General features: G+C 72.5%; 23 protein-coding genes. 8 read left to right on the forward strand and 15 right to left on the reverse strand.

Annotated elements, in window-relative coordinates:
• The first annotated feature begins 47 nt into the window (after positions 1–47).
• The gene (gene pyk / locus ACZ4W9_RS05785; RefSeq protein WP_467933453.1) at positions 48–1,475 is read left to right on the forward strand and encodes a pyruvate kinase; all 1,428 of its coding nucleotides are present in this window, start codon (positions 48–50) and stop codon (positions 1,473–1,475) included.
• 89 nt (positions 1,476–1,564) lie between these two features.
• Here pyk and ACZ4W9_RS05790 read toward each other — a convergent pair whose 3' ends face one another.
• From ACZ4W9_RS05790 to ACZ4W9_RS05805, 4 genes are all read right to left on the reverse strand, one after another.
• A complete protein-coding gene (locus tag ACZ4W9_RS05790) occupies positions 1,565–3,052 on the reverse strand; it encodes a hypothetical protein (RefSeq protein ID WP_467933454.1) in 1,488 nt (495 codons plus the stop codon).
• On the reverse strand, positions 3,042–3,596 hold the full coding sequence (locus ACZ4W9_RS05795) for a DUF6114 domain-containing protein (RefSeq protein ID WP_467933455.1): 555 nt from the start codon (positions 3,594–3,596) through the stop codon (positions 3,042–3,044). Before ACZ4W9_RS05795 ends, ACZ4W9_RS05790 begins: the two co-directional genes overlap by 11 nt.
• Positions 3,597–3,711: 115 nt before the next feature.
• Entirely contained in the window at positions 3,712–4,371 is a 660-nt protein-coding gene (locus tag ACZ4W9_RS05800; RefSeq protein WP_467933456.1) for a DUF6230 family protein, read from the reverse strand.
• Between the two features lie 625 nt (positions 4,372–4,996).
• The gene (locus tag ACZ4W9_RS05805; protein WP_467933458.1) at positions 4,997–5,974 is read right to left on the reverse strand and encodes a tetratricopeptide repeat protein; all 978 of its coding nucleotides are present in this window, start codon (positions 5,972–5,974) and stop codon (positions 4,997–4,999) included.
• Between the two features lie 206 nt (positions 5,975–6,180).
• On the opposite strand from ACZ4W9_RS05805, the gene ACZ4W9_RS05810 reads away from it, so the two are divergent.
• Positions 6,181–6,807, forward strand: a complete 627-nt coding sequence (locus ACZ4W9_RS05810) for a TetR/AcrR family transcriptional regulator (protein WP_467933459.1) — start codon at positions 6,181–6,183, stop codon at positions 6,805–6,807.
• Positions 6,808–6,875: 68 nt separating this feature from the next.
• Here the strand turns inward: ACZ4W9_RS05810 and ACZ4W9_RS05815 are convergent, their stop codons facing one another.
• From ACZ4W9_RS05815 to ACZ4W9_RS05850, 8 genes are all read right to left on the reverse strand, one after another.
• On the reverse strand, positions 6,876–8,576 hold the full coding sequence (locus tag ACZ4W9_RS05815) for an acyl-CoA mutase large subunit family protein (protein WP_467933460.1): 1,701 nt from the start codon (positions 8,574–8,576) through the stop codon (positions 6,876–6,878).
• Positions 8,577–8,650: 74 nt separating this feature from the next.
• Positions 8,651–8,989 carry a DUF3817 domain-containing protein gene (locus ACZ4W9_RS05820; protein ID WP_467933462.1) on the reverse strand — a complete coding sequence of 113 codons (339 nt, stop codon included), beginning with the start codon at positions 8,987–8,989 and terminating at the stop codon, positions 8,651–8,653.
• 43 nt (positions 8,990–9,032) lie between these two features.
• Positions 9,033–9,542 (reverse strand): MarR family winged helix-turn-helix transcriptional regulator, encoded by a 510-nt coding sequence (locus ACZ4W9_RS05825; protein WP_358691744.1) that lies wholly within the window; start codon positions 9,540–9,542, stop codon positions 9,033–9,035.
• A 633-nt stretch (positions 9,543–10,175) separates the two neighbouring features.
• Complete coding sequence (locus ACZ4W9_RS05830) at positions 10,176–10,823, reverse strand: TetR/AcrR family transcriptional regulator (protein WP_467933463.1); 648 nt, start codon at positions 10,821–10,823, stop codon at positions 10,176–10,178.
• A complete protein-coding gene (locus tag ACZ4W9_RS05835; RefSeq protein ID WP_467933464.1) occupies positions 10,820–11,500 on the reverse strand; it encodes a DUF4166 domain-containing protein in 681 nt (226 codons plus the stop codon). Before ACZ4W9_RS05835 ends, ACZ4W9_RS05830 begins: the two co-directional genes overlap by 4 nt.
• 84 nt (positions 11,501–11,584) lie before the next feature.
• Positions 11,585–12,337, reverse strand: coding sequence for a hypothetical protein (locus ACZ4W9_RS05840; RefSeq protein ID WP_467933466.1), 753 nt, complete (start codon positions 12,335–12,337; stop codon positions 11,585–11,587).
• A 142-nt stretch (positions 12,338–12,479) separates the two neighbouring features.
• Entirely contained in the window at positions 12,480–12,773 is a 294-nt protein-coding gene (locus ACZ4W9_RS05845; protein ID WP_318201346.1) for an MTH1187 family thiamine-binding protein, read from the reverse strand.
• The gene (locus ACZ4W9_RS05850) at positions 12,770–13,114 is read right to left on the reverse strand and encodes a DUF3817 domain-containing protein (protein ID WP_467933468.1); all 345 of its coding nucleotides are present in this window, start codon (positions 13,112–13,114) and stop codon (positions 12,770–12,772) included. The genes ACZ4W9_RS05845 and ACZ4W9_RS05850 overlap by 4 nt, the downstream gene beginning before the upstream one ends.
• Positions 13,115–13,342: 228 nt before the next feature.
• On the opposite strand from ACZ4W9_RS05850, the gene ACZ4W9_RS05855 reads away from it, so the two are divergent.
• From ACZ4W9_RS05855 to ACZ4W9_RS05870, 4 genes are all read left to right on the forward strand, one after another.
• Positions 13,343–13,975 carry an AIM24 family protein gene (locus ACZ4W9_RS05855; protein WP_467933683.1) on the forward strand — a complete coding sequence of 211 codons (633 nt, stop codon included), beginning with the start codon at positions 13,343–13,345 and terminating at the stop codon, positions 13,973–13,975.
• The gene (locus ACZ4W9_RS05860) at positions 13,975–14,625 is read left to right on the forward strand and encodes an AIM24 family protein (protein WP_467933469.1); all 651 of its coding nucleotides are present in this window, start codon (positions 13,975–13,977) and stop codon (positions 14,623–14,625) included. Before ACZ4W9_RS05855 ends, ACZ4W9_RS05860 begins: the two co-directional genes overlap by 1 nt.
• Positions 14,622–15,431, forward strand: coding sequence for an AIM24 family protein (locus ACZ4W9_RS05865; RefSeq protein WP_467933470.1), 810 nt, complete (start codon positions 14,622–14,624; stop codon positions 15,429–15,431). Before ACZ4W9_RS05860 ends, ACZ4W9_RS05865 begins: the two co-directional genes overlap by 4 nt.
• Before the next feature lie 92 nt (positions 15,432–15,523).
• Complete coding sequence (locus ACZ4W9_RS05870) at positions 15,524–16,000, forward strand: MarR family winged helix-turn-helix transcriptional regulator (RefSeq protein ID WP_344348586.1); 477 nt, start codon at positions 15,524–15,526, stop codon at positions 15,998–16,000.
• Positions 16,001–16,447: 447 nt separating this feature from the next.
• Here the strand turns inward: ACZ4W9_RS05870 and ACZ4W9_RS05875 are convergent, their stop codons facing one another.
• The 3 genes from ACZ4W9_RS05875 to ACZ4W9_RS05885 all read right to left on the reverse strand — a co-directional run bounded on the left by ACZ4W9_RS05875 (position 16,448) and on the right by ACZ4W9_RS05885 (position 20,058).
• Complete coding sequence (locus ACZ4W9_RS05875; protein ID WP_467933472.1) at positions 16,448–17,704, reverse strand: MFS transporter; 1,257 nt, start codon at positions 17,702–17,704, stop codon at positions 16,448–16,450.
• Between the two features lie 149 nt (positions 17,705–17,853).
• Positions 17,854–18,810: a methylmalonyl Co-A mutase-associated GTPase MeaB gene (meaB, locus tag ACZ4W9_RS05880; protein WP_467933473.1), complete on the reverse strand. Its 957-nt coding sequence runs from the start codon at positions 18,808–18,810 to the stop codon at positions 17,854–17,856.
• A 48-nt stretch (positions 18,811–18,858) separates the two neighbouring features.
• The gene (locus ACZ4W9_RS05885; RefSeq protein WP_467933474.1) at positions 18,859–20,058 is read right to left on the reverse strand and encodes an acetyl-CoA C-acetyltransferase; all 1,200 of its coding nucleotides are present in this window, start codon (positions 20,056–20,058) and stop codon (positions 18,859–18,861) included.
• A 149-nt stretch (positions 20,059–20,207) separates the two neighbouring features.
• Between ACZ4W9_RS05885 and mce the strand changes: the two genes are divergently transcribed.
• Together mce and scy are read left to right on the forward strand one after the other, a co-directional pair.
• On the forward strand, positions 20,208–20,648 hold the full coding sequence (gene mce, locus ACZ4W9_RS05890) for a methylmalonyl-CoA epimerase (RefSeq protein WP_467933476.1): 441 nt from the start codon (positions 20,208–20,210) through the stop codon (positions 20,646–20,648).
• A 227-nt stretch (positions 20,649–20,875) separates the two neighbouring features.
• The coding region (scy, locus tag ACZ4W9_RS05895; protein WP_467933477.1) for a polarized growth protein Scy at positions 20,876–23,582 on the forward strand (2,707 nt) is incomplete at its 3' end.

Here is a 23,582-nt window from a genome sequence, read left to right on the forward strand (position 1 = left end):
CGCCAGACGGAATATTCCGTAGCGAAACAAACCGATAGGATCGCTCCATGCGCCGTTCGAAAATCGTCTGTACTCTCGGCCCCGCGGTCGACTCCCACGAGATGCTCGTCGCCATGATCGAGGCGGGCATGAACGTAGCCCGGTTCAACTTCAGCCACGGCACCCACGCCGAGCACCAGGCGCGGTACGACCGCGTCCGGGCCGCCTCCAAGGAGACCGGCCGCCCCATCGGCGTCCTCGCCGACCTCCAGGGCCCGAAGATCCGTCTGGAGACCTTCGCCGAGGGTCCGGTCGAGCTGGAGCGCGGTGACGAGTTCGTCATCACGACCGAGGACGTGCCGGGTGACAAGCACATCTGCGGCACGACGTACAAGGGGCTGCCGGGCGACGTCTCGCGCGGCGACCAGATCCTGATCAACGACGGCAACGTCGAGCTGAAGGTCCTGGACGTCGAGGGCCCGCGGGTGCGGACGATCGTCATCGAGGGCGGTGTCGTCTCCGACCACAAGGGCATCAACCTGCCCGGCGCGGCCGTGAACGTGCCCGCGCTGAGCGAGAAGGACGTCGAGGACCTGCGCTTCGCCCTCCGCATGGGCTGCGACATGGTCGCGCTGTCCTTCGTCCGGGACGCCAAGGACGTGCAGGACGTCCACCGCGTGATGGACGAGGAGGGCCGCCGGGTCCCCGTCATCGCCAAGGTGGAGAAGCCGCAGGCGGTCGACAACATGGAGGACGTCGTCGCGGCGTTCGACGCCGTGATGGTCGCCCGTGGTGACCTCGCCGTCGAGTACCCGCTCGAAAAGGTCCCCATGGTGCAGAAGCGCCTGATCGAGCTGTGCCGGCGCAACGCCAAGCCGGTGATCGTCGCGACCCAGATGATGGAGTCGATGATCACCAACTCCCGGCCGACCCGCGCCGAGGCCTCGGACGTGGCCAACGCGATCCTGGACGGCGCCGACGCGGTCATGCTGTCGGCCGAGTCCTCGGTGGGCGCCTACCCGATCGAGACGGTCAAGACCATGTCGAAGATCGTCGTCGCGGCCGAGCAGGAGCTGCTGTCCAAGGGCCTGCAGCCGCTGGTGCCGGGCAAGAAGCCGCGCACGCAGGGCGGTTCGGTGGCCCGCGCGGCCTGCGAGATCGCCGACTTCCTCGGCGGCAAGGGCCTGATCGCCTTCACCAAGTCCGGTGACACCGCGCGCCGGCTGTCCCGGTACCGGGCGTCCCAGCCGATCATCGCCTTCACCACGGACGAGTCGACCCGCAACCAGCTCACGCTGAGCTGGGGCGTGGAGTCGCACGTCGTGCCGTTCGTGAACACCACCGACGAGATGGTGGACCTGGTGGACCAGGAGGTCGCCAAGCTGAGCCGGTTCGACGCGGGCGACACCGTCGTCATCACCGCAGGTTCGCCCCCCGGCGTCCCCGGCACCACCAACATGATCCGCGTCCACCACCTGGGCCACCAGGGCGGCTGATCGCCGGACCCGTGACACACCGAGGGCGCCCCCTGCGACAGGGGGCGCCCTCGGCCTTGTGCGGCTCCCGGATCGGCTTGTGCGACCGCTCAGTCGGTCGTGTACACGTGCATGCCCGGCACGTGCAGATTGCCGCCGAACTGGGCGGCCTGGACCACCTTGGCATGGGTGAAGTAGATCAGCGGGATGTTCAGCGGGGGCGGGCTGTCGGGGCTGAACGTCACCGGGATCAGCCCGAACAGGTTCCCGGAGATGCTCTCGGTGTACATCACCGTGTCGCCGCCGGTGATGGTGGACTTCGAGCCCTTGGCCGCCTGGACGTGGTAGGTCTTGCCCGCCTGCTTGTCCTTGACCGTCTGGTGCAGGTCGCCGATCTCGGTGCCGTCGGAGATGACGTACTTCAGCACCTTCTTCGTGGTGCCGTTGGCCCGCCTCACCTCCACGACGCCCTGGTAGTCGGCGCCCTTCAGGAGCAGGGAGCTGGCGTCCAGGTACCAGGGGTCGTCCGCCACCGCCACCGTGTTGTCGACGCCGCCGACGCGGTCCGTGGCCGCCGGGCAGTCCTCGGCGGAACCGGAGTCGCTCGCGGACGGGCTCGGCGTGTCCGAGGGCGTGGGCGCCGGGCTGGACGACGGGGTCGACGGGGTCGCGTCGTCCCCGGCCGGCGCGGTGGTGTCGCCCTCGCCGGTCTTCCCACCGGTGCCGGCGGTGTCCCCGGCGTTCTTCCCCGTGTCCCCGGCCTTCGTCCCGGTGTCCCCGGCGGTGTCGTCGGAGGCGCTGCCTCCGGGGTCCTCGCCCGAGTCCGGTGACCGGGACGCCGACGGGGCCGGATCCGGGCTCTGCGCGGACGTGTCCGTGCCGGTGCCGGCGTCCTCGTCGCGCCCGCCGGTGACGCGCCCGCCGGTGAGGAGGTCACCGAGCGTGTCGCCGATGGTGTCGAGGATGGTCCCGCCGCCCTGGGGGTTCACCGGCGCGTCCGTGTCACCGCCGGCGTCCGGACCCTGGCCGGCCGCACCGGAGTCCGTGCCCGGGGAGCCGGAATCCGCGCCGGACGGGCCGGAGGCGTCCGTGTCCCGGCCGGCGGAACCGGGGTGCGCGTCCGAGGTCGCGGTCGGGTCGGGCGTGGCCTCGTCGTCGGAACCTGAATCCGGCGAAGAGGTGCCGTCCTCCTCCCGCGTCTTGCCGCTCTCTTCCCCGCTCTCGCCGGTCTTCGACGGCGACGGCGCGTCCGACGCGTCCTCGGAGGCGGACGGCGACGCGGAGTCCGAGGGCTCCTTGTCGTCGTCGAGGGCCTTGACGCAGGCCTCGTACTCCTCGCGCGTCAGGTCCTTGGCCGGCGTGGACGCCGGCGCGGACGGCGACGAGGAGGGGCTGCCGTTGTTGTCGGCGAGGGCCAGCGTGGACGTGAAGCCCATGCCCATCAGCACGGCCGTGGGCATCGCCACCGAGGCGATGGCCTTGCCGGCGGGCATGTGGAACCTGGTGAACAGCGGCTTCCTGGGAGCCGCGTGGCGGGGCCCGGTTCTCGCACGGGGCCCGTCCACGTCGGTCCCGCGGGTCACCTCGTCAGCCGGCACTGTGCCTCCCGTTCGCCCCGTTGGCCGGGTTCGTTCCTGACAGGTCGTTCGGCTCGTCCAGCCCGTACACGCGCTGTTCCGGAAGGGGCGCGGCGGCGGGGGAACCCCCCTGGCCCGCTCCCGCCCCGCCCGCCGGCTGCTGCTCGGGTGCGCCCGGCGCCCAGGACACGGCCATCGCCCCGCCGGTCAGCGCGCACAGGAATCCGACGAGGAAGCCACCGATGTTCGACAGCGGGATCGACACCAGCGCCAGCAGGATCGCCGCGACACCTCCGAAGACCCGGATGTGCTGCTGGAACCAGAGGATGAGCCCGAGGGCGATAAGCAGTCCGCCGATGATCAGGGAACTGGAACCGCCGGGCGTTCCGACCGTCATGCTGAGGTGGCCGAGCTGCAGGTGGGCGTACGGGAAGTACAGGATCAGAAAGCCGCCGAGCATGACGAGCAGACCGGCCCAGAACGGACGCGTGCCCCGCCAGGCGCGGAACTGCAGCCTCCGGCGGGTGAACTGACCGGGTGCGGCGGCAGGAGTCTCGGCGCTCATGGAAAACAGCTCCCTGGTGCGGCGTTGCTGTGGTGGTGATGTGGTCCGGCCGTGAAGACGCGCCGGAGTGTGGACGGGCGGGGGCGCCACGGCTCCCCCGCCCGTCAGTACGTGCTCAGTAGCACTCGATGTCCTTGCCGCTGCCCCTGTGCAGCGACATGTGCAGACCGCTGAGCGTGAAGGTTCCGGCGGTGGTCGCCCACGCCGTCTGCTTCACACCGCTCAGGTCCACCGAGTCCGCCTGCTGGGCGAAGCCGAACGGGTTGGCCTGCTTGTTCTGGATTTCGGCGTCCTTCATGCGGGCGCCCTTGAGATCCCGCCCGGCGACGCCGATGTCGAGGCCGTTGAACGTGGCGTCCGCCTGCAGGTCCTCAACGTCGATGTACAGGTTCTTCGCGTGAACCTGCTTGTCCTCGTCGGAGCTGTTGCCCGCCTCGAGCCGCAGCGTGATGTCGCCGAGGATCGGGATGTCCGGGGTGACGACCGACTGGCACATCTTCTCGATCCGGGCCTTGGTGAAGGCCGAGACCGCGACGGGGTGAGCCGCCTTGCCGCCGGTCAGGGTGTACCCCTGGTCGATCGCGCCGTACTGCGAGAAACCCTCGCCGTGCAGCGTCTTCGCCGTCACCTTGAACGACTGGCCCGACACACTGAACGACGCGGCGAGGGCGCCCTGCGCGAGGGCGACGCCTATCGCGGCCGTAGCGGCCACGCTGGGCACCATGACCACGGCGAACCGCTTCCATCTGGTCCCGCCACGCACCTGGGACTCCATATTTCCTCCTTCTCGGACGTACATCTCCTGGCCCGGACTCGCCCTCGGTCGGCGGCTCAGCCGGGCAGGGATGGGAGAAGTGCTACGTCCTCGGAAAGGAGAGCGCCCGCACTCGGCGGCGCACTACGCGCCCGAATCACCGGCGATCACCCCCGAGCGACAACCACTGGGTCGCGCCTGACACGCATCACGCACAACCTTGCCGGACAGGCTTCGCCGGGGTGGCGAAGACCCCCCTGCCCTGGACCCGGCGTCACTGCCGCCGGTCCCGCTCGGTGGGGACCCAGATTCTTCCGCGACCCGGCCGGCTGCCGGGGTGCGGGAATGGACCGAGCGTCGCCGATCGTGGTGCATTCTCGGCCTGGACACAAGGGGGTTCGTTACTGGCTAGTAACGGCGGGATAACCGGAGGACGACCGACCGGTCTCGGAGCGCGACGTACGGTCGTGGCGTAGGGCAGAGCAAAGCCGTTGATCCCTGGACGAATCCAGACAGACCAACGGCCTCGATTTACTCGCAGTAACAGCGGCCGCGTTCCCCAAGATTTGGTAAAGCGCGGCCGCCGTGACGCCTCGACGGCGGATCTTTCACCACGGCATCACAAGCCGTGGCCGGGTACAGCCCCTCAGAAAAGGGCGCGGGCGAGGGCCCTGCGCGCGTCCACGACCCGCGGGTCCTCCGGGCCCACGACCTCGAACAGCTCCAGCAGCCGGCGCCGTACGGCGTCCCGGTCGTCGCCCGCCGTGCGCCGCACGGTCTCGATCAGCCGGCCGAACGCGTCCTCGACATGACCGCCCACCAGGTCCAGGTCGGCGGCGGCGATCTGCGCCTCGGCGTCCTTCGGCTTGTCGGCCGCCTCCTGACGCACCTTCTGCGGGTCCATGTCCTGCACCCGCTGGAGCAGCTCGGCCTGTGCCAGACCCAGCTTGGCCTCCGGGTGGGCCGGGTCGTCGGCCAGCACGTTCCGGTACGCCCTCACGGCCCCGGCCAGGTCGCCCGCGTCCATCGCCTGCGCGGCGGCGTTCAGCGCCGCGTCGTAGGGGCCCTCCGCCGGCGCGGCCACCGTCGCGCCGCCCGGCTCGGCCTCCGGGTCGACGGTCAGACCGGTCAGCCCGAAGCGCTGCTCGGCCACCGCCACCAGCTGGTCCAGGGTCTGCCGGATCTGCTGCTCGGCCGCCACGCCCTGGAACAGCGGGAGCGCCTGGCCCGCGACGACGGCGAAGACGGCCGGGATGCCCTGGACCCCGAACTGCTGCATCAGCATCTGGTTGGCGTCGACGTCGATCTTGGCGAGGAGGAAGCGCCCGTTGTACTCGACGGCCAGCCGCTCCAGGACCGGGCTCAGCTGCTTGCAGGGCTGACACCACTCGGCCCAGAAGTCGATGACGACGGGCACTTCGGCGGAGCGCTGCAGGACCTCCCGCTCGAATCCCGCCTCATCGACGTCAATGACGAGATCGGCCGGGGAGACGGCCCCCGTCCCGCCCTGTCGGGCGGCTTCGGCGCGCGTCTGCTCGGCCTTGGCCTTGGCCTTGGCCTCCTGGGCCGCCTTCACCGCGGCGAGGTCGACGACACCGCTCATGGACATGTTCCGTGGCTGCATGCGTCTATCCTCCCCCGAGCCGGCGCCTGAGTGAAAAGCGGTATGGGGCGCCGGGTCCCCACCCGCGCCTCGTGGTCGTCCGCCCGTGTACGTCCTCACGAGCTTTCGCTACGAGTCGTAGCGTAATGCCATGAGGGCGCCGCGCGACACCACACCCCGGTGATCTCCCTCACGGCCCCACAGGACCCGCCGGTTATGGTCGGGGGATGCAGAGCCGCACCCCCGTCAGCCGTACCGGACGCCCGCGCAGCGCCGCCGCGGACACCGCGATCCTGGCCGCGACCCGGGAGGCTCTGGTCGAACTCGGCTGGTCCAAACTCACCCTGTCGGACGTCGCGATCCGGGCCGGGGTCGCCAAGACGACCCTGTACCGCCGCTGGGCCGGCAAGAACGAGCTGGTCGTGGACGCCGTCGCGGAACTCTTCGACGAACTGGAGGTTCCCGACCTCGGCAGCCTCGCCGCCGACATCGAGGGCGTCGTCCTCCAGTTCGCGGCCATCCTCGCCCGCCCCGAGGCCCGCAGCGGCCTGATGGCGGTGGTCGCCGAGTCCACTCGCGACGACGCGCTGCGCGAACGCATCCGCGCCTCGATCGTGGACCGCCAGATGCGCCTGGTCCTCCAGGGCCGCGCCCGCGCCCAGCACCGCGGCGAGCTGCCCCCCGAGCCGGACCCCGAGGAGTCCGCCCGCACGGTCGACCTGATCTTCGACATGGTCGCGGGCGCGGTGGTCCACCGCACCCTGGTCAGCGGCAAACCCGCCAACGAGGAGTGGGTGCGCGGCTTCACCCGCGTCCTCCTCCTGGGCCTGGCCGGAGCGGCCGGCACTCCCTGAGGACACCGCCCCGCGCGCGAACGCGCCGCCCCCGGGGCCCCCCGGCGGGCGGCGCGCGGGCGACGCGGTCAGAAACCGGCCGGCTCGGTGTACACCCCCCACTCGTCGCGCAGCACCCCGCAGATCTCGCCCAGGGTGGCCTCGGCGCGGACGGCGTCCAGCATCGGCTCGATCATGTTGGCCCCGGAGCGGGCCGCCGCCAGCATGCCGTCGAGGGCGGCGCGCACGGCCGGCTCGTCGCGGGCGGCCTTGCGCTCGGCGAGGACGCGGACCTGCTCGCGCTCCACCTCGTGGCTGACCCGCAGGATCTCCAGGTCCCCGGTCACCGACCCGGTGTGGACGTTGACGCCCACCACCCGCTTGTCGCCCTTCTCCAGCGCCTGCTGGTAACGGAAGGCGGACTCGGCTATCTCGCCGGTGAACCAGCCGTCCTCTATCCCGCGCAGGATGCCCGAGGTGATCGGCCCGATCGGATGACGCCCGTCCGGGTGAGCCCGCAGACCCCGCTCCTTGATCTGCTCGAAGATCTTCTCCGCGTCCGCCTCGATCCGGTCCGTCAGCTGCTCGACGTACCAGGCGCCGCCCAGCGGGTCGGCCACATTGGCGACCCCCGTCTCCTCCATCAGCACCTGCTGGGTGCGCAGCGCGATCTCCGCGGCCTGCTCGCTGGGCAGCGCCAGGGTCTCGTCCAGGGCGTTCGTGTGCAGCGAGTTCGTCCCGCCGAGCACGGCGGCCAGCGCCTCCACCGCCGTGCGCACCACGTTGTTGTACGGCTGCTGCGCGGTCAGCGACACACCGGCCGTCTGGGTGTGGAAGCGGAGCCACTGCGCCTTGTCGCTCTTCGCCCCGTACACCTCCCGCATCCACCGGGCCCAGATGCGCCGGGCCGCGCGGAACTTGGCGATCTCCTCGAAGAAGTCCACGTGCGCGTCGAAGAAGAAGGACAGCCCCGGCGCGAAGACGTCCACGTCCAGCCCGCGGCTGAGCCCCAGCTCGACGTACCCGAACCCGTCGGCCAGGGTGTACGCCAGCTCCTGCGCGGCCGTGGCCCCGGCCTCCCGGATGTGGTAGCCGGAGACGGACAGCGGCTTGTACGCGGGGATGCCCGCCGCGCAGTACTCCATCAGGTCGCCGATCAGCCGCAGGTGGGGCTCCGGCTGGAACAGCCACTCCTTCTGCGCGATGTACTCCTTGAAGATGTCGGTCTGGAGCGTGCCGTTGAGCACCCGCGGATCGACGCCCTGGCGCTCGGCGGCGACCAGGTACATGCAGAAGACGGGCACGGCCGGGCCGCTGATGGTCATGGAGGTCGTCACATCCCCCAGCGGGATGTCCTTGAACAGCACCTCCATGTCAGCGGCCGAGTCGATGGCGACGCCGCAGTGGCCGACCTCGCCGAGCGAGCGCGGGTCGTCGGAGTCGCGCCCCATGAGCGTCGGCATGTCGAAGGCGACGGACAGCCCGCCGCCGCCCGCGGCGAGGATCATCTTGTACCGCTCGTTGGTCTGCTCGGCGTTGCCGAAGCCGGCGAACTGGCGGATCGTCCAGGTGCGGCCGCGGTAGCCGGTCGGATGGAGCCCGCGCGTGAAGGGGTACTCCCCGGGCCAGCCGATCCGCTCGAATCCCTCGTACGTGTCACCGGGCCGGGGCCCGTACACCGGTTCCACGGGGTCACCGGAGAGCGTGGTGAAGTCCGCGTCCCGCTTGCGTGCGGCGTCGTAACGGGCCTGCCAGCGGCGGCGGCCCTCCTCGATGGCGTGAGCGTCCATACCCCCGAATTTACTTGGACGTCCTAGTAAATGTCGATGGCAGACCGCCGCACGGCATCCGTACGGCGGTGTGGCTACGCCTCGGCGACGGCCGGCGCCCGGTCGGCGACCTTGGCCTCCAGCTCGCGGCTGATCCTGCGCTCGACGAAGAACGCGGCGGTGGGGATCGTGCCCGCGATCAGCACCCACAGCTGCTTGCCGACCGGCCACTTCGCCTTGGAGCCCAGGTCGAAGGCGAAGACCAGGTAGACGACGTACAGCCAGCCGTGGGCGATGGCGACGACCCGCGTGAAGTCGGCGGCGCCGTCCATGTCCAGCCCGTACTTCGCGATCATGCTCAGGCACAGCAGCACCAGCAGGACGCCCGTGGTGTAGGCGAGGACGCGGTAGCGGGTCAGCACGCTCTTTTTCATGGAGTCGAGCGTAACCACCCGTTCCGGGAGATCTTGCCCCGGGTCACTCCTCCGTGAAGTCGTGTGCCGCGATCCTCAGCGGGCGGAACATCGCGAAGATCTCGCGGCACTCCTCCGCGTCGTACGCCCCGAGCCCGAAGTCCATGGCCATCAGGTCGCGGGTGGCCGCGTCGACCACCTCGCGGCCCTTGTCGGTGATGACGGCGAGGGTGCCCCGGCCGTCGTTGGGGTTGGGGCGCTTGGCCACCAGCCCGGACCGCACCAGCCGGTCCACGGTGTTCGTCACGGACGTGGGGTGCACCATCAGCCGCTCACCGATCTTGGACATCGGCAGCTCGCCGGCCTTGGAGAAGGTGAGCAGCACCAGCGCCTCGTAGCGGGCGAACGTCAGTCCGTACGGCTTGACCACCGCGTCGACCTCCGCGAGCAGGATCTGCTGGGCCCGCATGATGGAGGTGATCGCGGCCATGGAGGGCACGTTTCCCCAACGCTGCTTCCACAGCTCGTCGGCGCGGGCGATGGGGTCGAACGGGAGGCTGAGAGGCTTGGGCACGTCATCAGACCCTACCGGCCGGTCATATGCCGGTCAGCCCTGTCTCGGCTTTCGGTCACCCGCCGTTCCCGCCCGGGCGCGCGGGGCGATCGCGCGGCAGCGCGGCATGCCCACGGCGGGCCCCGCCCCCAGCGTGCCGGACGGTCAAGAGCCCGGCGTCCGGCACGGTCACGGCCCGCCCGCGCGGCCCCTCCGGCACCGCCCGCACGAACGCCCGGTCCAGCCCGTCGGACGGCCGGGGCACTGGTGCGCCTGCCGGCCGCGCTCGCGCCGCCTTCCTTGGGACGGGCCCCGGCCGGACCGGCGGCGACCGGCGCCCCCGCCCATCGGCCGGGCCTCGCCCCGCCCCCGGTACCCTCCCGCCCGACGGCCCTGCGCGGCGCGGACCCACCGGTCCGCCCGCCGCCACGACCACCGGGTACCGGCCACCGGGTGCCGTACGGACCCGCCGCCGCCCTTTGACCCCGGCAGAACCGGCGGCGACCGGCGCCCCCGCCCATCGGCCGGGCCTCACCTCGCCCCCGGTACCCTCCCGCCCGACGGCCCCGCGCGGCGCGGACCCACCGGTCCGCCCGCCGCCACGACCACCGGGTACCGTACGGACCACACCCGCACCCGCAGGCGGGAGCCCGGCTACGGGGCCAGCCGGCGCAGCTGATGCCGTACGGCGCGCTGGGCGACCGGGCCCAGGGACTCCACCGCGGCCACCAGGACCCCGAGCTGTTCCAGTGCGGCCAGCGCCGCCCCCGCCCCGGCCTCGTCCACGCCCTCGTACAGCTCGATCCCGACGAACGACGCGGCGACCGCGCGCGCCAGCCCCGCCGGGTCGGTGAACTCGCCGAACGGCGTCGCCGCCAGGACGCGGCGGAGCACCCGCTCGATCTCGGTGATCCACAGGTCGAGCCCGGCGGCCGTGGCCGGGCCCAGGCCGGGGTGGGTCGGGGCACCGGCCAGCAGCTGGCCGAGCAGGGCGACATGGCCCCCGGCCCGCTCGCGCTCGTGGATCTCGCGGCCGACGGTCAGCAGTTCGGACAGCGAGCCCACCTCGGCGAGCCGTTCCCGGTAGCGGGCCACCGCCTGCTCCGCCCCGTACCGGCAGGCCGCGGCGAGCAGTTCGTCCACGGATCCGAAGTGGTAGAAGACGAGCGCCTGATTGACGCCGGCCGCCGCGGCCACCGTACGGGCCGAGGTCTTGGCGATGCCCTGCTCGGTGAGGGTGCGCAGGGCGCCCTCCAGCAGTCTGGTCTTGGTCTCCTGGGACTTCGCCGTCTCCGGGCTCACGCGCGTGCCTCCTCCCGGACGGGGCGCAGTCCGGGCCGTACGCCGCGGGCGTGCAGGTCGGTGTACGAGGCGGTGAAGGAGCCCTCGTAGCCGAAGAGCGGCCCGAAGTACCGGTTCACCACGCGCACTCGGACCCGGAAGCGGCCGGCCGCGTCGTCATAGGACTCGCGCACCTCGGCGGTGGCGCCGACGAGTTCGGGGACGCGGACGTCCACCGGGCCCTCCCGGAACCGGTGCGTTCCGGAGCGGATGAGCAGGGAGCCGTCGGGCTCGGCGTGGAAGTGCAGGTCGCTGGCGAGGTGCTGGTGGGTGCCGAGGTAGTCCAGGACGCGGTCGCCGCGGGGGCCGAGCACCATCTGCGCGTCGAAGCGGCGGGCGCGGCCGGGCAGGTCGAAGGTGCGCACGAAGCTCACCGTCTCACGGCCGAAGCCGTCGGTGTACGGCACGTTCTCGATCACGAAGGGGATGTTCCGGCCGGGCCGCGGGACGAGGATGTTGCGGGTGCCGCCGAGGGCGAGGAACGGCTTCACGAACGCCCGTCCGTGCCAGATCCGGTCCATCACGCCCCGGCCGGTGCACGCCTCGCCCCCGGCCAGGCCGACCGAGAAGCGGCGGCGCAGGGCGGGGTGGAGGCGGTCGAAGGCGGGGCCCATCGCGGTGCGGAAGATCGAGGTCATCGGTGCTCCTCCAGGGAGGTCGTCCGTGGTGTGCGCGGAGGCGTCATCCGTGCTTCTTAGGGAAGGTCGTCCGTGGCGGTGGCGTCATCCGTGCTTCTCCAGCGTGTTCAGCAGGCGGGGGGCGCGGGTGCGGCCGGTGGGGGCGCGCAGGCAGCGGCGGGCGGCCGGGGTGCCGGCCAGGGGTGCCTTGAACAGGGCGAGGAAGACGCCGAGCACGAGCAGCAGGGGGCACAGGAAGGCCATGGCGTCGGCGAGGGGACCGGGCAGGCCGGGGAGCGAGCCGCGGCCGAGCACGGTCAGGCAGAGGGCGAGGACGAGGGCGCGGACCGTGAGCTCGGCGAGCCAGTTGTACCGGGCCCGTTCGGGGGTGATGCCCCGCTCCAGCCAGAGCCGGAGCCGGTCGAAGGACCAGGCGGTCGCCCAGCCCATGAGCGGGCGGAACAGCAGGCGGTCGGCGAGCGCGCCGGGGGCTCCCCAGCGCGGGCGGTAGTCGTAGCCGGTGAGGAAGCGGACGCCGTGGGCGTCGGGCACGTACCGCCAGTAGCCGCTGCCCTCGGCGATGACGGAGAGGGGGTGCGGGGAGGCGAAGCGCAGGGCGGAGGTGCGGGTGCCATCGGCGCGTTCCTTCTCGCCGGCGGCGACGCCGGTGCCGGAGACGGTGAGGAACGGCAGGACGCGCGTGGCGTACCGGAAGCGCTGCGGTTCGCCCTCCGTGCGCGGGAGGTGGTGGATCCGGGTGAACCGCAGGTCCCAGCGTTGGTGCCGGGCGGGGTCCTGGGTGCGTGCCCACAGCTCGTCGAGGCCGGCCCGGATGTGCGTCTCTATGTAGAGACCCATGTGTTCCCCCACGTGAGCACGGTGTTTGAGCGACTGCTCAAATCATCTGGCGCTGAACGTACACCCATTTGAGCGATCGCTCAAACATGCGGAACGGAAAAAACCCCGGCCCTGGAGGACCGGGGTTCCGCGCGGGGAGGCGCTAGGAGGCGAGGTGCCGTTCGACGGTTTCCACCTTGCTGGTGAGGCCGTCGGTCACGCCGGGGCGGATGTCGGCCTTGAGGACGAGCGACACGCGCGGGGCCCGGGCCTCGACGGCGGCGACGGCGCGCTTGACGACGTCCATGACCTCGTCCCACTCGCCCTCGATCGAGGTGAACATGGCGTCGGTGCGGTGGGGCAGGCCCGAGGCGCGGACCACGCGGACGGCGTCGGCGACGTACTCCCCCACGTCCTCGCCGACGCCGAGGGGCGTCACGGAGAAGGCGACGATCATGCGTTCACGACTCCTTCCTGGCGGGCGCGGGCGGCGATGACGGCGTCCTCGGCCTCGCGGCGCAGCCGGCGCTCGGCGAAGAAGCCGCCGGTGGGCAGGACCGACAGGACGAAGTAGAGGGCCGCGGTCTTCAGGGGCCACTTGGTCCGGTTCCAGGCGTCCGCCCAGAAGATCACGTACAGGACGAAGAGGACGCCGTGGATCGCCCCCATCACGGGGACCGCGTCGAAGTCCGTGGTCCGCTTCAGCACCGAGCAGACGAGCAGGATCAGGAAGGACACGGCCTCCGGGGCCGAGACCAGGCGGAGGCGGCGGAGGGCGGTGGCTGTCTTGATGTCCACGGGTCACCTTCGGTGGGAGGGTCGACGACGGTCTGCCGGTTACGGACTGCCGGTTGGAGCGCGCCGGTGCGTGCCGGAGCGTACCGGCGGCGGCACCGGTTTGTGAACGCACGCACAAGCGTTCTCCCATTGTGGCAAACCGCGCCCCTAGGGGTCCGCTCAGGGTGGGTTTCCACCCGTGGGCCCTGTTCCGCCCACCCGTGCCGCCGCTACTTTCGCTGCGTGGCGATGTTCCGACTCCAGGGCAGCAAGGTGCTCGCCGTCGACATGACCGGGGACGCCGTGAAGGCGAAGAACGGCTCCATGGTCGCGTACGACGGGCAGATGGCCTTCAAGAAGCTGAGCGGCGGCGGCGAGGGGCTGCGGGGGATGGTGACCCGGCGGCTCACCGGCGAGCAGATGACGGTGATGGAGGTGAAAGGGCACGGGACGTGCTGGTTCGCGGACCGGGCGTCCGAGATCAACCTGGTCACCCTTCAGGGGGACAAGCTCCACGTCGAGGCGGGCAATCTGCTGGCGACGGACGCGGCGCTGCGCACGGGGACGACGTTCACCGGCGTGCGCGGGGCCTCCCAGGGCAACGGCCTGTTCACGACGACCGTGGAGGGCCACGGGCAGGCGGCGATCCTCTCCGACGGCCCGGCGGTCGCCCTCCGCGTCAGCCCCCAGTACCCGCTGACCGTGGACCCGGGCGCCTATGTCGCCCATCAGGGTGATGTCCGGCAGTCCTTCCAGTCCGGTGTGACGTTCCGCACGTTCCTCGGCGAGGGCGGCGGCGAGGCCTTCCAGATCCGCTTCGAGGGCGACGGGCTGGTGTACGTGCAGCCGAGCGAGCGGACCACGATCGCGGGGGACGTGTGATGACCTTCCGGGAGATCAACGCCAAGATGGTGGAGGCGACCGTGGCGTCGGGGCAGCGGCTGTTCAGCCAGCGCGGCGCGATGCTCGCCTACCGCGGGGACGTGTCCTTCACGCCCAACCTCCAGGGCGGCCAGGGCGGGCTGATGTCCATGCTCGGGCGCCGGGTGGCCGGCGAGGCGACCCCGCTGATGACCGTGGAGGGCAGCGGCACGGTCTTCTTCGGGCACGGCGGCCACCACGTCCATGTCATCACCCTCTCCGGTGACACGCTCCATGTGGAGGCCGACCGGCTGCTCGCCTTCGAGGGCACGCTGCGGCAGGGCACGGTGTTCCTGGGCGCCCAGGGCGGGGTGATGGGCCTGGTGCGCGGTCAGGTCACCGGGCAGGGCCTGTTCACGACGACGCTCCAGGGGCACGGCTCGGTGGCGGTGATGGCGCACGGCGGCGTCTTCGAGATCCCGGTCACCCCGCAGCGCCCGGTCCACGTCGACCCGCAGGCGTACGTCGCCCACCACGGCGAGGTCCGCAACAGACTGTCCACCGCGCTCGGCTGGCGCGAGATGGTGGGCCGCGGCTCCGGCGAGGCCTTCCAGCTGGAGCTGAGCGGCAACGGCACGGTGTTCGTCCAGGCGTCGGAGGAGAAGCTGTGAGCACCTACGGAACCCCGGGCGCCGGACCGGTCGCGTACGACCCGCTGTCGCTGCCCTCGGACGACAACGTCAACCCGTACACCTTCTGCGTGGAGCTCAGGAGCGGGCAGTGGTTCCTGCAGAAGGGAAAGATGATCGCCTACTACGGGACGATCGAGTTCAACGGCATCGGGCACGGGCGACTCGACCGGCTCGTCCGTACGTCGTTTCATTCGCCACTGCACGCGAGCGACTGGGTCGTGGCGGAGGGCTCCGGGAAGATGCTGCTGGCCGACCGGGCGTTCGACGTCAACTCCTACGACCTGGACGACGGGAACTTGACCATTCGCGCGGGCAATCTGCTCGCTTTTCAGCCAAGTCTGGCCCTCAAACAGTCGATCGTCCCGGGATTTCTGACCCTCATCGGAACCGGCAAGTTCGTGGCGGCATCAAACGGTCCGGTGGTGTTCCTGGAACCTCCGATCCGGGTCGACCCCCAGGCGCTCGTCGGGTGGGCCGACTGCCCGTCCCCGTGCCATCACTACGACCATGGGTACCTGACGGGTGTACTGGGCGGTCTACGTGCGATGACGGGCTTCGGCGGGGTTTCCGGGGAGGAGCACCAGTTCGAGTTCGTCGGCGCGGGGACGGTCCTGCTGCAGTCGACCGAGACCCTCATGGCCGAGGCGGCGACGGGGACGGTTCCGTCCGAACCGGGGGTGCCCGGGGGTGGCGGAATGGCACCGGACGGACACGGTCCGCAATCGTCGGGTGCACCGCGCCTTCCCGGACAGCTGGGAGACCTCCAGCGTCGCTTCGGGCTGTGAGCGGTAGTCTGCGGAGTGTGACGTCGAACGCGTGCGCACAGTCACACCACCCGAAGTAGTTCGCCATTCAACTTCTTAGGTAGACTTCATTCATGGAGACCGAGACGGCCACGCGCTGGCTGACCGATGCGGAGCAGTGCGCCTGGCGCACCCACCTGGAGGTCAACAGGCTGTTGACGTACCAGCTCGAAAAGGATCTGCAGCCGTTCGGCCTGACAATGAACGACTACGAGATCCTGGTGAACCTGTCCGAGTCGGAAGACGTACGGATGCGGATGAGCGACCTCGCCTCCGCGACCCTTCAGTCCAAGAGCCGGCTCTCGCACCAGATCACGCGCATGGAGAACGCCAACCTGGTTCGCCGTGAGAACTGTGACACGGACCGGCGGGGGCTGTACGCCGTGCTCACGGACCACGGCATGGAGACCATGCGGAAGGTCGCCCCGCACCACGTGGCATCGGTGCGGCGCCACTTCATCGATCTGCTGTCGCCGGACGCCCTGATGGAACTGGACAAGGCGCTCAAGCCGGTCGCCGAGCACCTGAGAGGACAGCGGGGACGCCCCTGAGCCTCCCCTGAACACGGGCGGCGGTGGCACCGGCCACCCCCGCCCGCGTGCCCGGCGGGAGCCGGCGCTTCCTGAGCGCCCGCCGCACACCCACGCGCCCCCGTGCCCCCGGCGGCAGTCACAACCGCCGCCGGGACACCGCGCATCACCAGCCACAGCGGTCCGGCGGCGGCCGCCCAGGCCGGACAGGGATCAACGCGCCCGGCGCCCGCCGCACACGCCCCCGCCCCCGGCCGCAACCACCGCCGGGGCGGCGCGGCCCCGTGGCGGTCACCGGCGGCGGCCGGCGGCAGGCGCGGCCGGGCGGGGGGAACCGCATCGCCCGGTGTCCGCCGCACATCCGCTGGGCCGCCCGCCCCACCCCGCCCATCCGGCGGTAGCCACAGCCGCCGCCGGGGCGCGGCGCGTCCGTGGCCGCAGCCGGCCGGCCGGCGGCAGTGCTCTCGCTCAGCCGCGTTCGTCGGGTGCCGGCGCGGTCACCCGCGCCGCACGGGCCGCACGGCCCGTCCCGCGCGCACGGCCCGCCGCCCCCGCGCGGCCCATGACCGCCGCGGCCGTTGCCAGGGCGGTGGCGCCCGCCAGGGCGAAGCACAGGGGCAGCGGCAGCCGGTCGATGAGCAGGCCGGCCGCCAGGGCCCCGGCCGAACTCCCCGCGTTCACCCCGGTGTTCACCCAGGCTCCGGCCCGGATGCGAGTGTTCTCCGTCGCCGTCTCGTCGGCCAGCAGATACGCGGTGGTCAGCGCGGGGACGATGAACGCGCCCGCGACGGCCAGCACGGCGGACAGGGTCCACAGACCGGGGGCCAGTCCCGCCGCCGCCAGCACCAGCCCGAAGGCCGCGGCGAACCGGCACAGCCGGACCCGGGCGGGCACGCGCCAGCGCACCGCCCCGGCCGCGAGCCCGCCGAGCGCGCTGCCCACCGAGAGGGCGCTCAGGGCCCAGGGGACCAGCGCGGTGTCGTAGGACCGTGCCGCGGCGAAGGCCAGCACCAGCAGTTCCACGGCGCTGATGGCCAGCCCGAGGCCCAGCGCGACCACGACCGCCGGCAGCAGGCCCCGCACCGGGACGGGCCGTTCCCGGCGGGCGGCGGGGCGCGGGCCGGGCAGCGCCGGGGAGGTGACGAAGGCACAGGTGCCGGCCACGTTCAGGGCCGCGCTCAGCAGGATCCCGGAGGCCGCCGGGGCGACGCCCAGGAGCACGCCGACCAGCGCCGGGCCGGAGACGTACAGCAGTTCTTCGGCGACGGCGTCGAGGCTGTAGGCGCGCCGCGCCATGCCCTCGTCGGGCATCAGCTCCGACCACAGGGCGCGCATGGCCGGGCCCAGCGGCGGCGCGCAGCAGCCCGCGAGCGCGGCGGTGCCGGCGAGGGCCGCCGCCGGGGCGCCCGGACGCCAGGTCAGCGCGGCCAGGAGGGTCAGCAGGGCGCCGTACAGCACCGACATGGGCAGCAGGGCCCGGCGCGGGCCGTGGCGGTCGACGAGGGCGGCGCGCAGCGGCATCAGCAGGACCGTGGCGGCGCCGAACAGGGACAGCACGACACCGGAGACGGCCCAGGAACCGGTGACGGCGGTGACGGACAGCGGCACGGCCAGGCCGACCGTGGCGTAGGACAGACGGGCCGTCAGGGCGGCGGTGAAGGTGCGGCGGGCCTGGGGCACGCGCAGGACGGCGGCGTACGAGGGCCGCGACAGGGGCGTGGACACGCGGATGTTCCTCTGGGAGAGGCGGAAGAAGGGGACACCTGAGGGCGCGGTGGCCGTCTGCGCGGCCCCGCGTGCCGGGTGTGCCCTATGCCATGAGGAGGAACAACATGCCGGTCACGGTAGCAGCGTCCGCACCGGACCGGCCGGACTCAGCCCTGGGTCAGGCCCGCGACCAGTACGTCCGCCGCGCGGTAGGGATCCAGCTCGCCGGCCACGATGCGCTCGGCGAGGGCGCCGAGCCGGCGGTCGCCGTGCAGGTCACCGATGCGTTCGCGCAGCGCGGTGACGGCGATGGTCTCCACCTCGCGGGCCGCGCGGGCCTTGCGGCGCTCGGCGAGGACACCCCGCTCCTCCATCCAGGCCCGGTGCTTCTCCAGGGCCTCCACGACCTCGTCGACGCCCACCGCGCGGGCCGCGACGGTCTTGACGATGGGCGGGCGCCAGTCGCCGGGGCCGCGGGCCTCGCCCAGGCCCAGCATGTGGTTCAGCTCGCGGGCGGTGGCGTCGGCGCCGTCCCGGTCGGCCTTGTTGACCACGTAGACGTCGCCGATCTCCAGGATGCCGGCCTTCGCCGCCTGGATGCCGTCGCCCATGCCCGGGGCGAGCAGCACCACGCTGGTGTCGGCCTGGGAGGCGATCTCGACCTCGGACTGGCCGACGCCGACCGTCTCGACCAGGATCACGTCGCAGCCCGCCGCGTCCAGCACCCGGATGGCCTGCGGGGCGGCCCAGGCCAGCCCGCCGAGGTGGCCGCGGGTGGCCATGGAGCGGATGTAGACACCGGGGTCGGAGGCGTGGTCGGACATCCGGACCCGGTCGCCGAGCAGGGCGCCGCCGGAGAACGGCGAGGACGGGTCGACGGCCAGGACGCCGACCCTCCTGCCCTGCTTGCGGTAGGCGGTGACCAGCGCGGAGGTGGAGGTCGACTTGCCGACGCCGGGCGAGCCGGTCAGGCCCACCACATAGGCGTTGCCGGTCAGCGGCGCCAGTGCCGCCATGACCTCCCTGAGCTGCGGTGACGCCCCCTCCACCAGGGAGATCAGCCGGGCCACGGCCCGCGGCCGGCCTTCCCTGGCCTGGGCCACCAGAGAGGAGACGTCCTGCATCACAGCTCCGTTCACTTCACCGACGTACCGGAATCGGACCTACGGGTCTCAGGCCTTGGGCACCCGCACGATCAGCGCGTCGCCCTGGCCGCCGCCACCGCACAGCGCGGCGGCGCCGACCCCGCCGCCCCGGCGCTTGAGCTCCAGCGCCAAGTGCAGCACGAGCCGGGCGCCGGACATGCCGATCGGGTGGCCCAGCGCGATGGCACCGCCGTTGACGTTCACCTTTTCCGTGGACACGCCGAGGTCCTTCATTGACTGCACGGCGACCGCCGCGAAGGCCTCGTTGATCTCGATGAGGTCCAGGTCGGAGACGTCCAGTCCCTCCTTCTTCAGCGCGTGCCGGATGGCGTTGGACGGCTGCGACTGCAGGGAGTTGTCGGGACCGGCCACATTGCCGTGCGCGCCGATCTCCGCGAGCCACTCCAGGCCCAGTTCCTCGGCCTTGGCCTTGCTCATCACGACCACGGCGGCGGCGCCGTCGGAGATCTGCGAGGAGGAACCGGCGGTGATCGTGCCGTCCTTGGCGAAGGCCGGGCGCAGCTTCGCCAGGGACTCGGCGGTGGTGTCGGCGCGGATGCCCTCGTCCTTGCTGAACAGCACCGGGTCGCCCTTGCGCTGCGGGATCTCCACCGGGGTGATCTCGGCCTCGAACAGGCCGTTCTTCTGGGCGGCGGCGGCGCGCTGGTGGGACAGGGCGGCGATCTCGTCCTGCTCGGGGCGCTCGATGCCCAGACGGGTGTTGTGCTTCTCGGTGGACTCGCCCATCGGGATGTTCTCCCACGGGTCGGTCAGGCCGTCGTGGGCCATCGCGTCGAGCATCTGGACCGCGCCGTACTTGTAGCCCTCGCGGGACTTGGGCAGCAGGTGCGGGGCGTTGCTCATGGACTCCTGGCCGCCCGCCACGACGATGTCGAACTCGCCGGCGCGGATCAGCTGGTCCGCGAGGGCGATGGCGTCGAGACCGGAGAGACACACCTTGTTGACGGTGAGCGCCGGGACGTTCATCGGGATGCCGGCCTTGACGGCGGCCTGGCGGGCCGGGATCTGGCCCGCGCCGGCCTGGAGCACCTGGCCCATGATCACGTACTGCACCTGGTCGCCGCCGATCCCCGCACGGTCGAGGGCGGCCTTGATCGCGAAGGCGCCGAGGTCGGCTCCGGAGAAGGACTTCAGGGAGCCCAGCAGCCGCCCCATGGGCGTCCGGGCGCCCGCGACGATCACCGAGCTGGTCGTTCCAGAAGACATGAGGTGCGATCCCCTTCCAGCTGCGTACAGCCGAGGAGTGAACGAGGGTTTACTTCGAATGTACTGAGCGGTTGGACACGCCGTCATCGGCCTGTCGGTGTGATCGCGCGCACGTTGCGTAACCACCCCGGGGGCGCTGCACTGAATCCATGCTGACGCGAATCGACCACATCGGGATCGCCTGCCACGACCTCGACGCGACCGTCGAGTTCTACCGGGCCACGTACGGCTTCGAGGTGTTCCACACCGAGGTCAACGAGGAGCAGGGCGTGCGCGAGGCCATGCTCCGGATCAACGGCACGTCCGACGGCGGCGCCTCCTACCTCCAGCTGCTGGAACCGGTCCGCGAGGACTCCACGGTCGCCAAGTGGCTGGCGAAGAACGGGGAGGGCGTCCACCACATCGCCTTCGGCACCGCGGACGTGGACACCGACTCCGAGGAGATCCGGGGCAAGGGCGTGCGGGTGCTCTACGACGAGCCCCGGCGCGGCTCCATGGGCTCGCGGATCACCTTCCTGCACCCCAAGGACTGCCACGGCGTCCTCACAGAACTGGTCACTTCGGCGCCTGTTGAGACGCCCGAGCACTGACCCCCGTACATAAGGGCCGGTAGGGTTGGGGGCGGTCGTCCCGTCCACCGGGGCGACCGGGTCCTGCCGTTGCCGGCGGGACCGAGCCGGGGTCCGGGTTTCGGGGGCGAGCGTCGGGGCAGCAGCCCGTGCTCCGCCGTCTGTCTGACACCATTCCCCGGGGGCCCCGTTCGCGGACGGACGGAGCTCGTTGGAGAAGCTGACCAGGGGACGGATGGGACCGCGCAGTGCGGGGCTACGAGAGCCAGGAGCGAGAGCCGGCGGCTGACGTCGACCACCTCTCTCGGTTCGAGGCCGAGATGAAGCGGCTGAGGACCGAGCGGGAGAAGGCGATCCAGCACGCCGAGGACCTCGGCTACCAGGTCGAGGTGCTGCGCGCCAAGCTGCACGAGGCGCGCCGTACCCTCATGACCCGGCCCGCCTACGACGGCGGTGACATCGGCTACCAGGCCGAGCAGTTGCTCCGCAACGCCCAGATGCAGGCCGAGCAGCTGCGCCAGGACGCCGAGCGGGAGCTGAGCCAGGCCCGCGCGCAGACCCAGCGCATCCTCCAGGAGCACGCCGAGCAGGCCGCCCGGCTCCAGGCGGAGCTGCACCAGGAGGCGGTGACCCGGCGCCAGCAGCTCGACCAGGAGCTGGCCGAGCGCCGCGCCACCGTCGAGTCGCACGTCAACGAGAACGTGGCGTGGGCGGAGCAGTTGCGCGCCCGCACCGAGCAGCAGGCCCGCCGGCTGCTGGAGGAGTCCCGCGCGGAGGCCGGGCAGGCGATGGCCGCCGCCCGCGCCGAGGCCGAGCGGCTGACCCGGGAGGCCCGGGAGCGGCTGCGGAGCGAGGCGGAGTCCGCCCGCGCCGAGGCCGACCAGATCCTGCGCCGGGCCCGCGCGGACGCCGAGCGGCTGCTGAACGCGGCCTCCGCGCAGGCGCAGGAGGCCACCGAGCACGCCGAGCAGCTGCGTACGGCCACGGTCACCGAGTCGGACGCGGCCCGCCGGCAGGCCGCCGAGCTGAGCCGGGCCGCCGAGGAGCGGATGACGGCGGCCGAGGAGGCGCTGCGCAAGGCGCAGGCCGAGGCCGAGAAGGTGGTCGCCGAGGCGAAGGACGCCGCCGCCAAGGCGCTGGCCACGGCCGAGGCCGCCAACGAGACGCGGACGCGCACCGCCAAGGAGCAGGTCGCCCGGCTGGTCGAGGAGGCCACCAAGGAGGCCGAGCACACCCGGTCCGAGGCCGAGCAGCTGATCGCGGACGCCCGCGCCGAGGCCGAGAAGCTCGTCGCCGAGGCCGCCGAGAAGGCCCGCACGATCACCGCCGAGGAGACGGCCACCCAGCTGTCCAAGGCGGCCAAGACCGCCGAGGACGTGCTCGACAAGGCGTCGGAGGACGCCCGCAGGACCACCCGGGCCGCCGCCGAGGAGGCCGAGCGGATCCGCTCGGAGGCCGAGGCCGAGGCGGACCGGCTGCGCGCCGAGGCACACGACATCGCCGAGCAGCTCAAGGGCGCGGCCAAGGACGACACCAAGGAGTACCGGGCCAAGACGGTCGAGCTCCAGGAGGAGGCCCGCCGGCTGCGCGGCGAGGCCGAGCAGCTGCGCGCCGACGCGGTCGCCGAGGGCGAGTCGATCCGTGCCGAGGCCCGCCGCGAGTCCGTCTCCAAGATCGAGGAGGCGGCCAGGACCGCCGAGGAGCTGCTGGCCAAGGCCAAGGCGGACGCCGAGGAGCTGCGGCAGACCGCGACGGCCGACAGCGAGAAGGTCCGCACCGAGGCCACCGAGCGCGCCACCTCCCTGCGCCGGCAGGCCGAGGAGGCCCTGGAGCGCGCCCGCGAGGAGGCCGAGCGGCTGCGCGCCGAGGCCGCCGAGCAGGCCGAGACGGCCCGGACGGACGCCGAGAAGGCCGCGCGGGAGCTGCGCGAGGAGACCGAGAAGGCCGTCGAGGCCCGCCGTGCCGAGACCGCCGAGGAACTGACCCGGCTGCAGTCCGAGGCGCAGGAGCGGCTGGCGTCGGCCGAGCGGGCGCTGAGCGAGGCCCGCGAGGAGGCCACCCGGGTCCGCCGGGAGACCGCCGAGGAGAGCGAGCGGCTGCGCGCGGAGTCCGCCGAGCGGATCCGTACCCTCCAGCAGCAGGCCGAGGCCGAGGCCGAGCGGCTGCGCACCGAGGCCGCCGCCGACGCGTCCGCCTCCCGCGCGGAGGGCGAGGCCATCGCCGTACGGCTGCGGTCGGAGGCCGCCGCCGAGGCCGAGCGGCTGAAGGCGGAGGCCCAGGACACCGCCGACCGGGTGCGCGCGGAGGCGCAGGCCGCCGCCGAGCGGCTGGGCGCCGAGGCGTCCGAGACGCTGGCCGCCGCGCAGGAGGAGGCCGCCCGGCGCCGCCGCGAGGCCGAGGAGCTGCTCGGCGCCGCCCGCGAGGAGGCCGACCAGGAGCGGCAGCGGGCCCGGGAGCAGAGCGAGGAGCTGCTGGCCGCCGCCCGCAAGCGGGTCGAGGAGGCGCAGGCCGAGGCCACCCGGCTGGTGGAGGAGGCCGACCGGCGCGCCGGCGAGATGGTCGCCGCCGCCGAGCAGCACGCCCAGCAGGTCCGGGACTCCGTCGCCGGGCTGCACGAGCAGGCGCAGGAGGAGATCGCCGGGCTGCGCTCGGCCGCCGAGCACGCGGCGGACCGTACCCGGCGGGAGGCCGAGGAGGAGGCGGACCGGGTCCGCGCCGACGCCTACGCCGAGCGGGAGCGGGCGGGCGAGGACGCGGCCCGGGTCCGGCGCGAGGCGCACGAGGAGACGGAGGCCGCGAAGGCGCTGGCCGAGCGGACGACGGCGGAGGCGATCGCCGAGGCCGAGCGGCTGCGCGCGGACGCGGGCGAGTACGCGCAGCGGGTGCGCACCGAGGCGTCGGACGCGCTCGCCGAGGCGGACCAGGCGGCGGCCCGTACCCGGGCGGACGCCCGCG

It is taken from the genome of Streptomyces sp. NPDC029296, from assembly GCF_055569255.1.

Bases quoted from the DNA above. Each gene is read 5' to 3' on its own strand.
- pyk (WP_467933453.1), top strand. From the start codon at position 48: ATGCGCCGTTCGAAAATCGTCTGTACTCTCGGCCCCGCGGTCGACTCC.
- ACZ4W9_RS05795 (WP_467933455.1), bottom strand. From the start codon at position 3,596: ATGAGCGCCGAGACTCCTGCCGCCGCACCCGGTCAGTTCACCCGCCGG.
- ACZ4W9_RS05800 (WP_467933456.1), bottom strand. From the start codon at position 4,371: ATGGAGTCCCAGGTGCGTGGCGGGACCAGATGGAAGCGGTTCGCCGTG.
- ACZ4W9_RS05805 (WP_467933458.1), bottom strand. From the start codon at position 5,974: ATGCAGCCACGGAACATGTCCATGAGCGGTGTCGTCGACCTCGCCGCG.
- ACZ4W9_RS05810 (WP_467933459.1), top strand. From the start codon at position 6,181: ATGCAGAGCCGCACCCCCGTCAGCCGTACCGGACGCCCGCGCAGCGCC.
- ACZ4W9_RS05815 (WP_467933460.1), bottom strand. From the start codon at position 8,576: ATGGACGCTCACGCCATCGAGGAGGGCCGCCGCCGCTGGCAGGCCCGT.
- ACZ4W9_RS05820 (WP_467933462.1), bottom strand. From the start codon at position 8,989: ATGAAAAAGAGCGTGCTGACCCGCTACCGCGTCCTCGCCTACACCACG.
- ACZ4W9_RS05835 (WP_467933464.1), bottom strand. From the start codon at position 11,500: ATGACCTCGATCTTCCGCACCGCGATGGGCCCCGCCTTCGACCGCCTC.
- ACZ4W9_RS05840 (WP_467933466.1), bottom strand. From the start codon at position 12,337: ATGGGTCTCTACATAGAGACGCACATCCGGGCCGGCCTCGACGAGCTG.
- ACZ4W9_RS05845 (WP_318201346.1), bottom strand. From the start codon at position 12,773: ATGATCGTCGCCTTCTCCGTGACGCCCCTCGGCGTCGGCGAGGACGTG.
- ACZ4W9_RS05855 (WP_467933683.1), top strand. From the start codon at position 13,343: ATGTTCCGACTCCAGGGCAGCAAGGTGCTCGCCGTCGACATGACCGGG.
- ACZ4W9_RS05860 (WP_467933469.1), top strand. From the start codon at position 13,975: ATGACCTTCCGGGAGATCAACGCCAAGATGGTGGAGGCGACCGTGGCG.
- ACZ4W9_RS05870 (WP_344348586.1), top strand. From the start codon at position 15,524: ATGGAGACCGAGACGGCCACGCGCTGGCTGACCGATGCGGAGCAGTGC.
- meaB (WP_467933473.1), bottom strand. From the start codon at position 18,810: ATGCAGGACGTCTCCTCTCTGGTGGCCCAGGCCAGGGAAGGCCGGCCG.
- ACZ4W9_RS05885 (WP_467933474.1), bottom strand. From the start codon at position 20,058: ATGTCTTCTGGAACGACCAGCTCGGTGATCGTCGCGGGCGCCCGGACG.
- mce (WP_467933476.1), top strand. From the start codon at position 20,208: ATGCTGACGCGAATCGACCACATCGGGATCGCCTGCCACGACCTCGAC.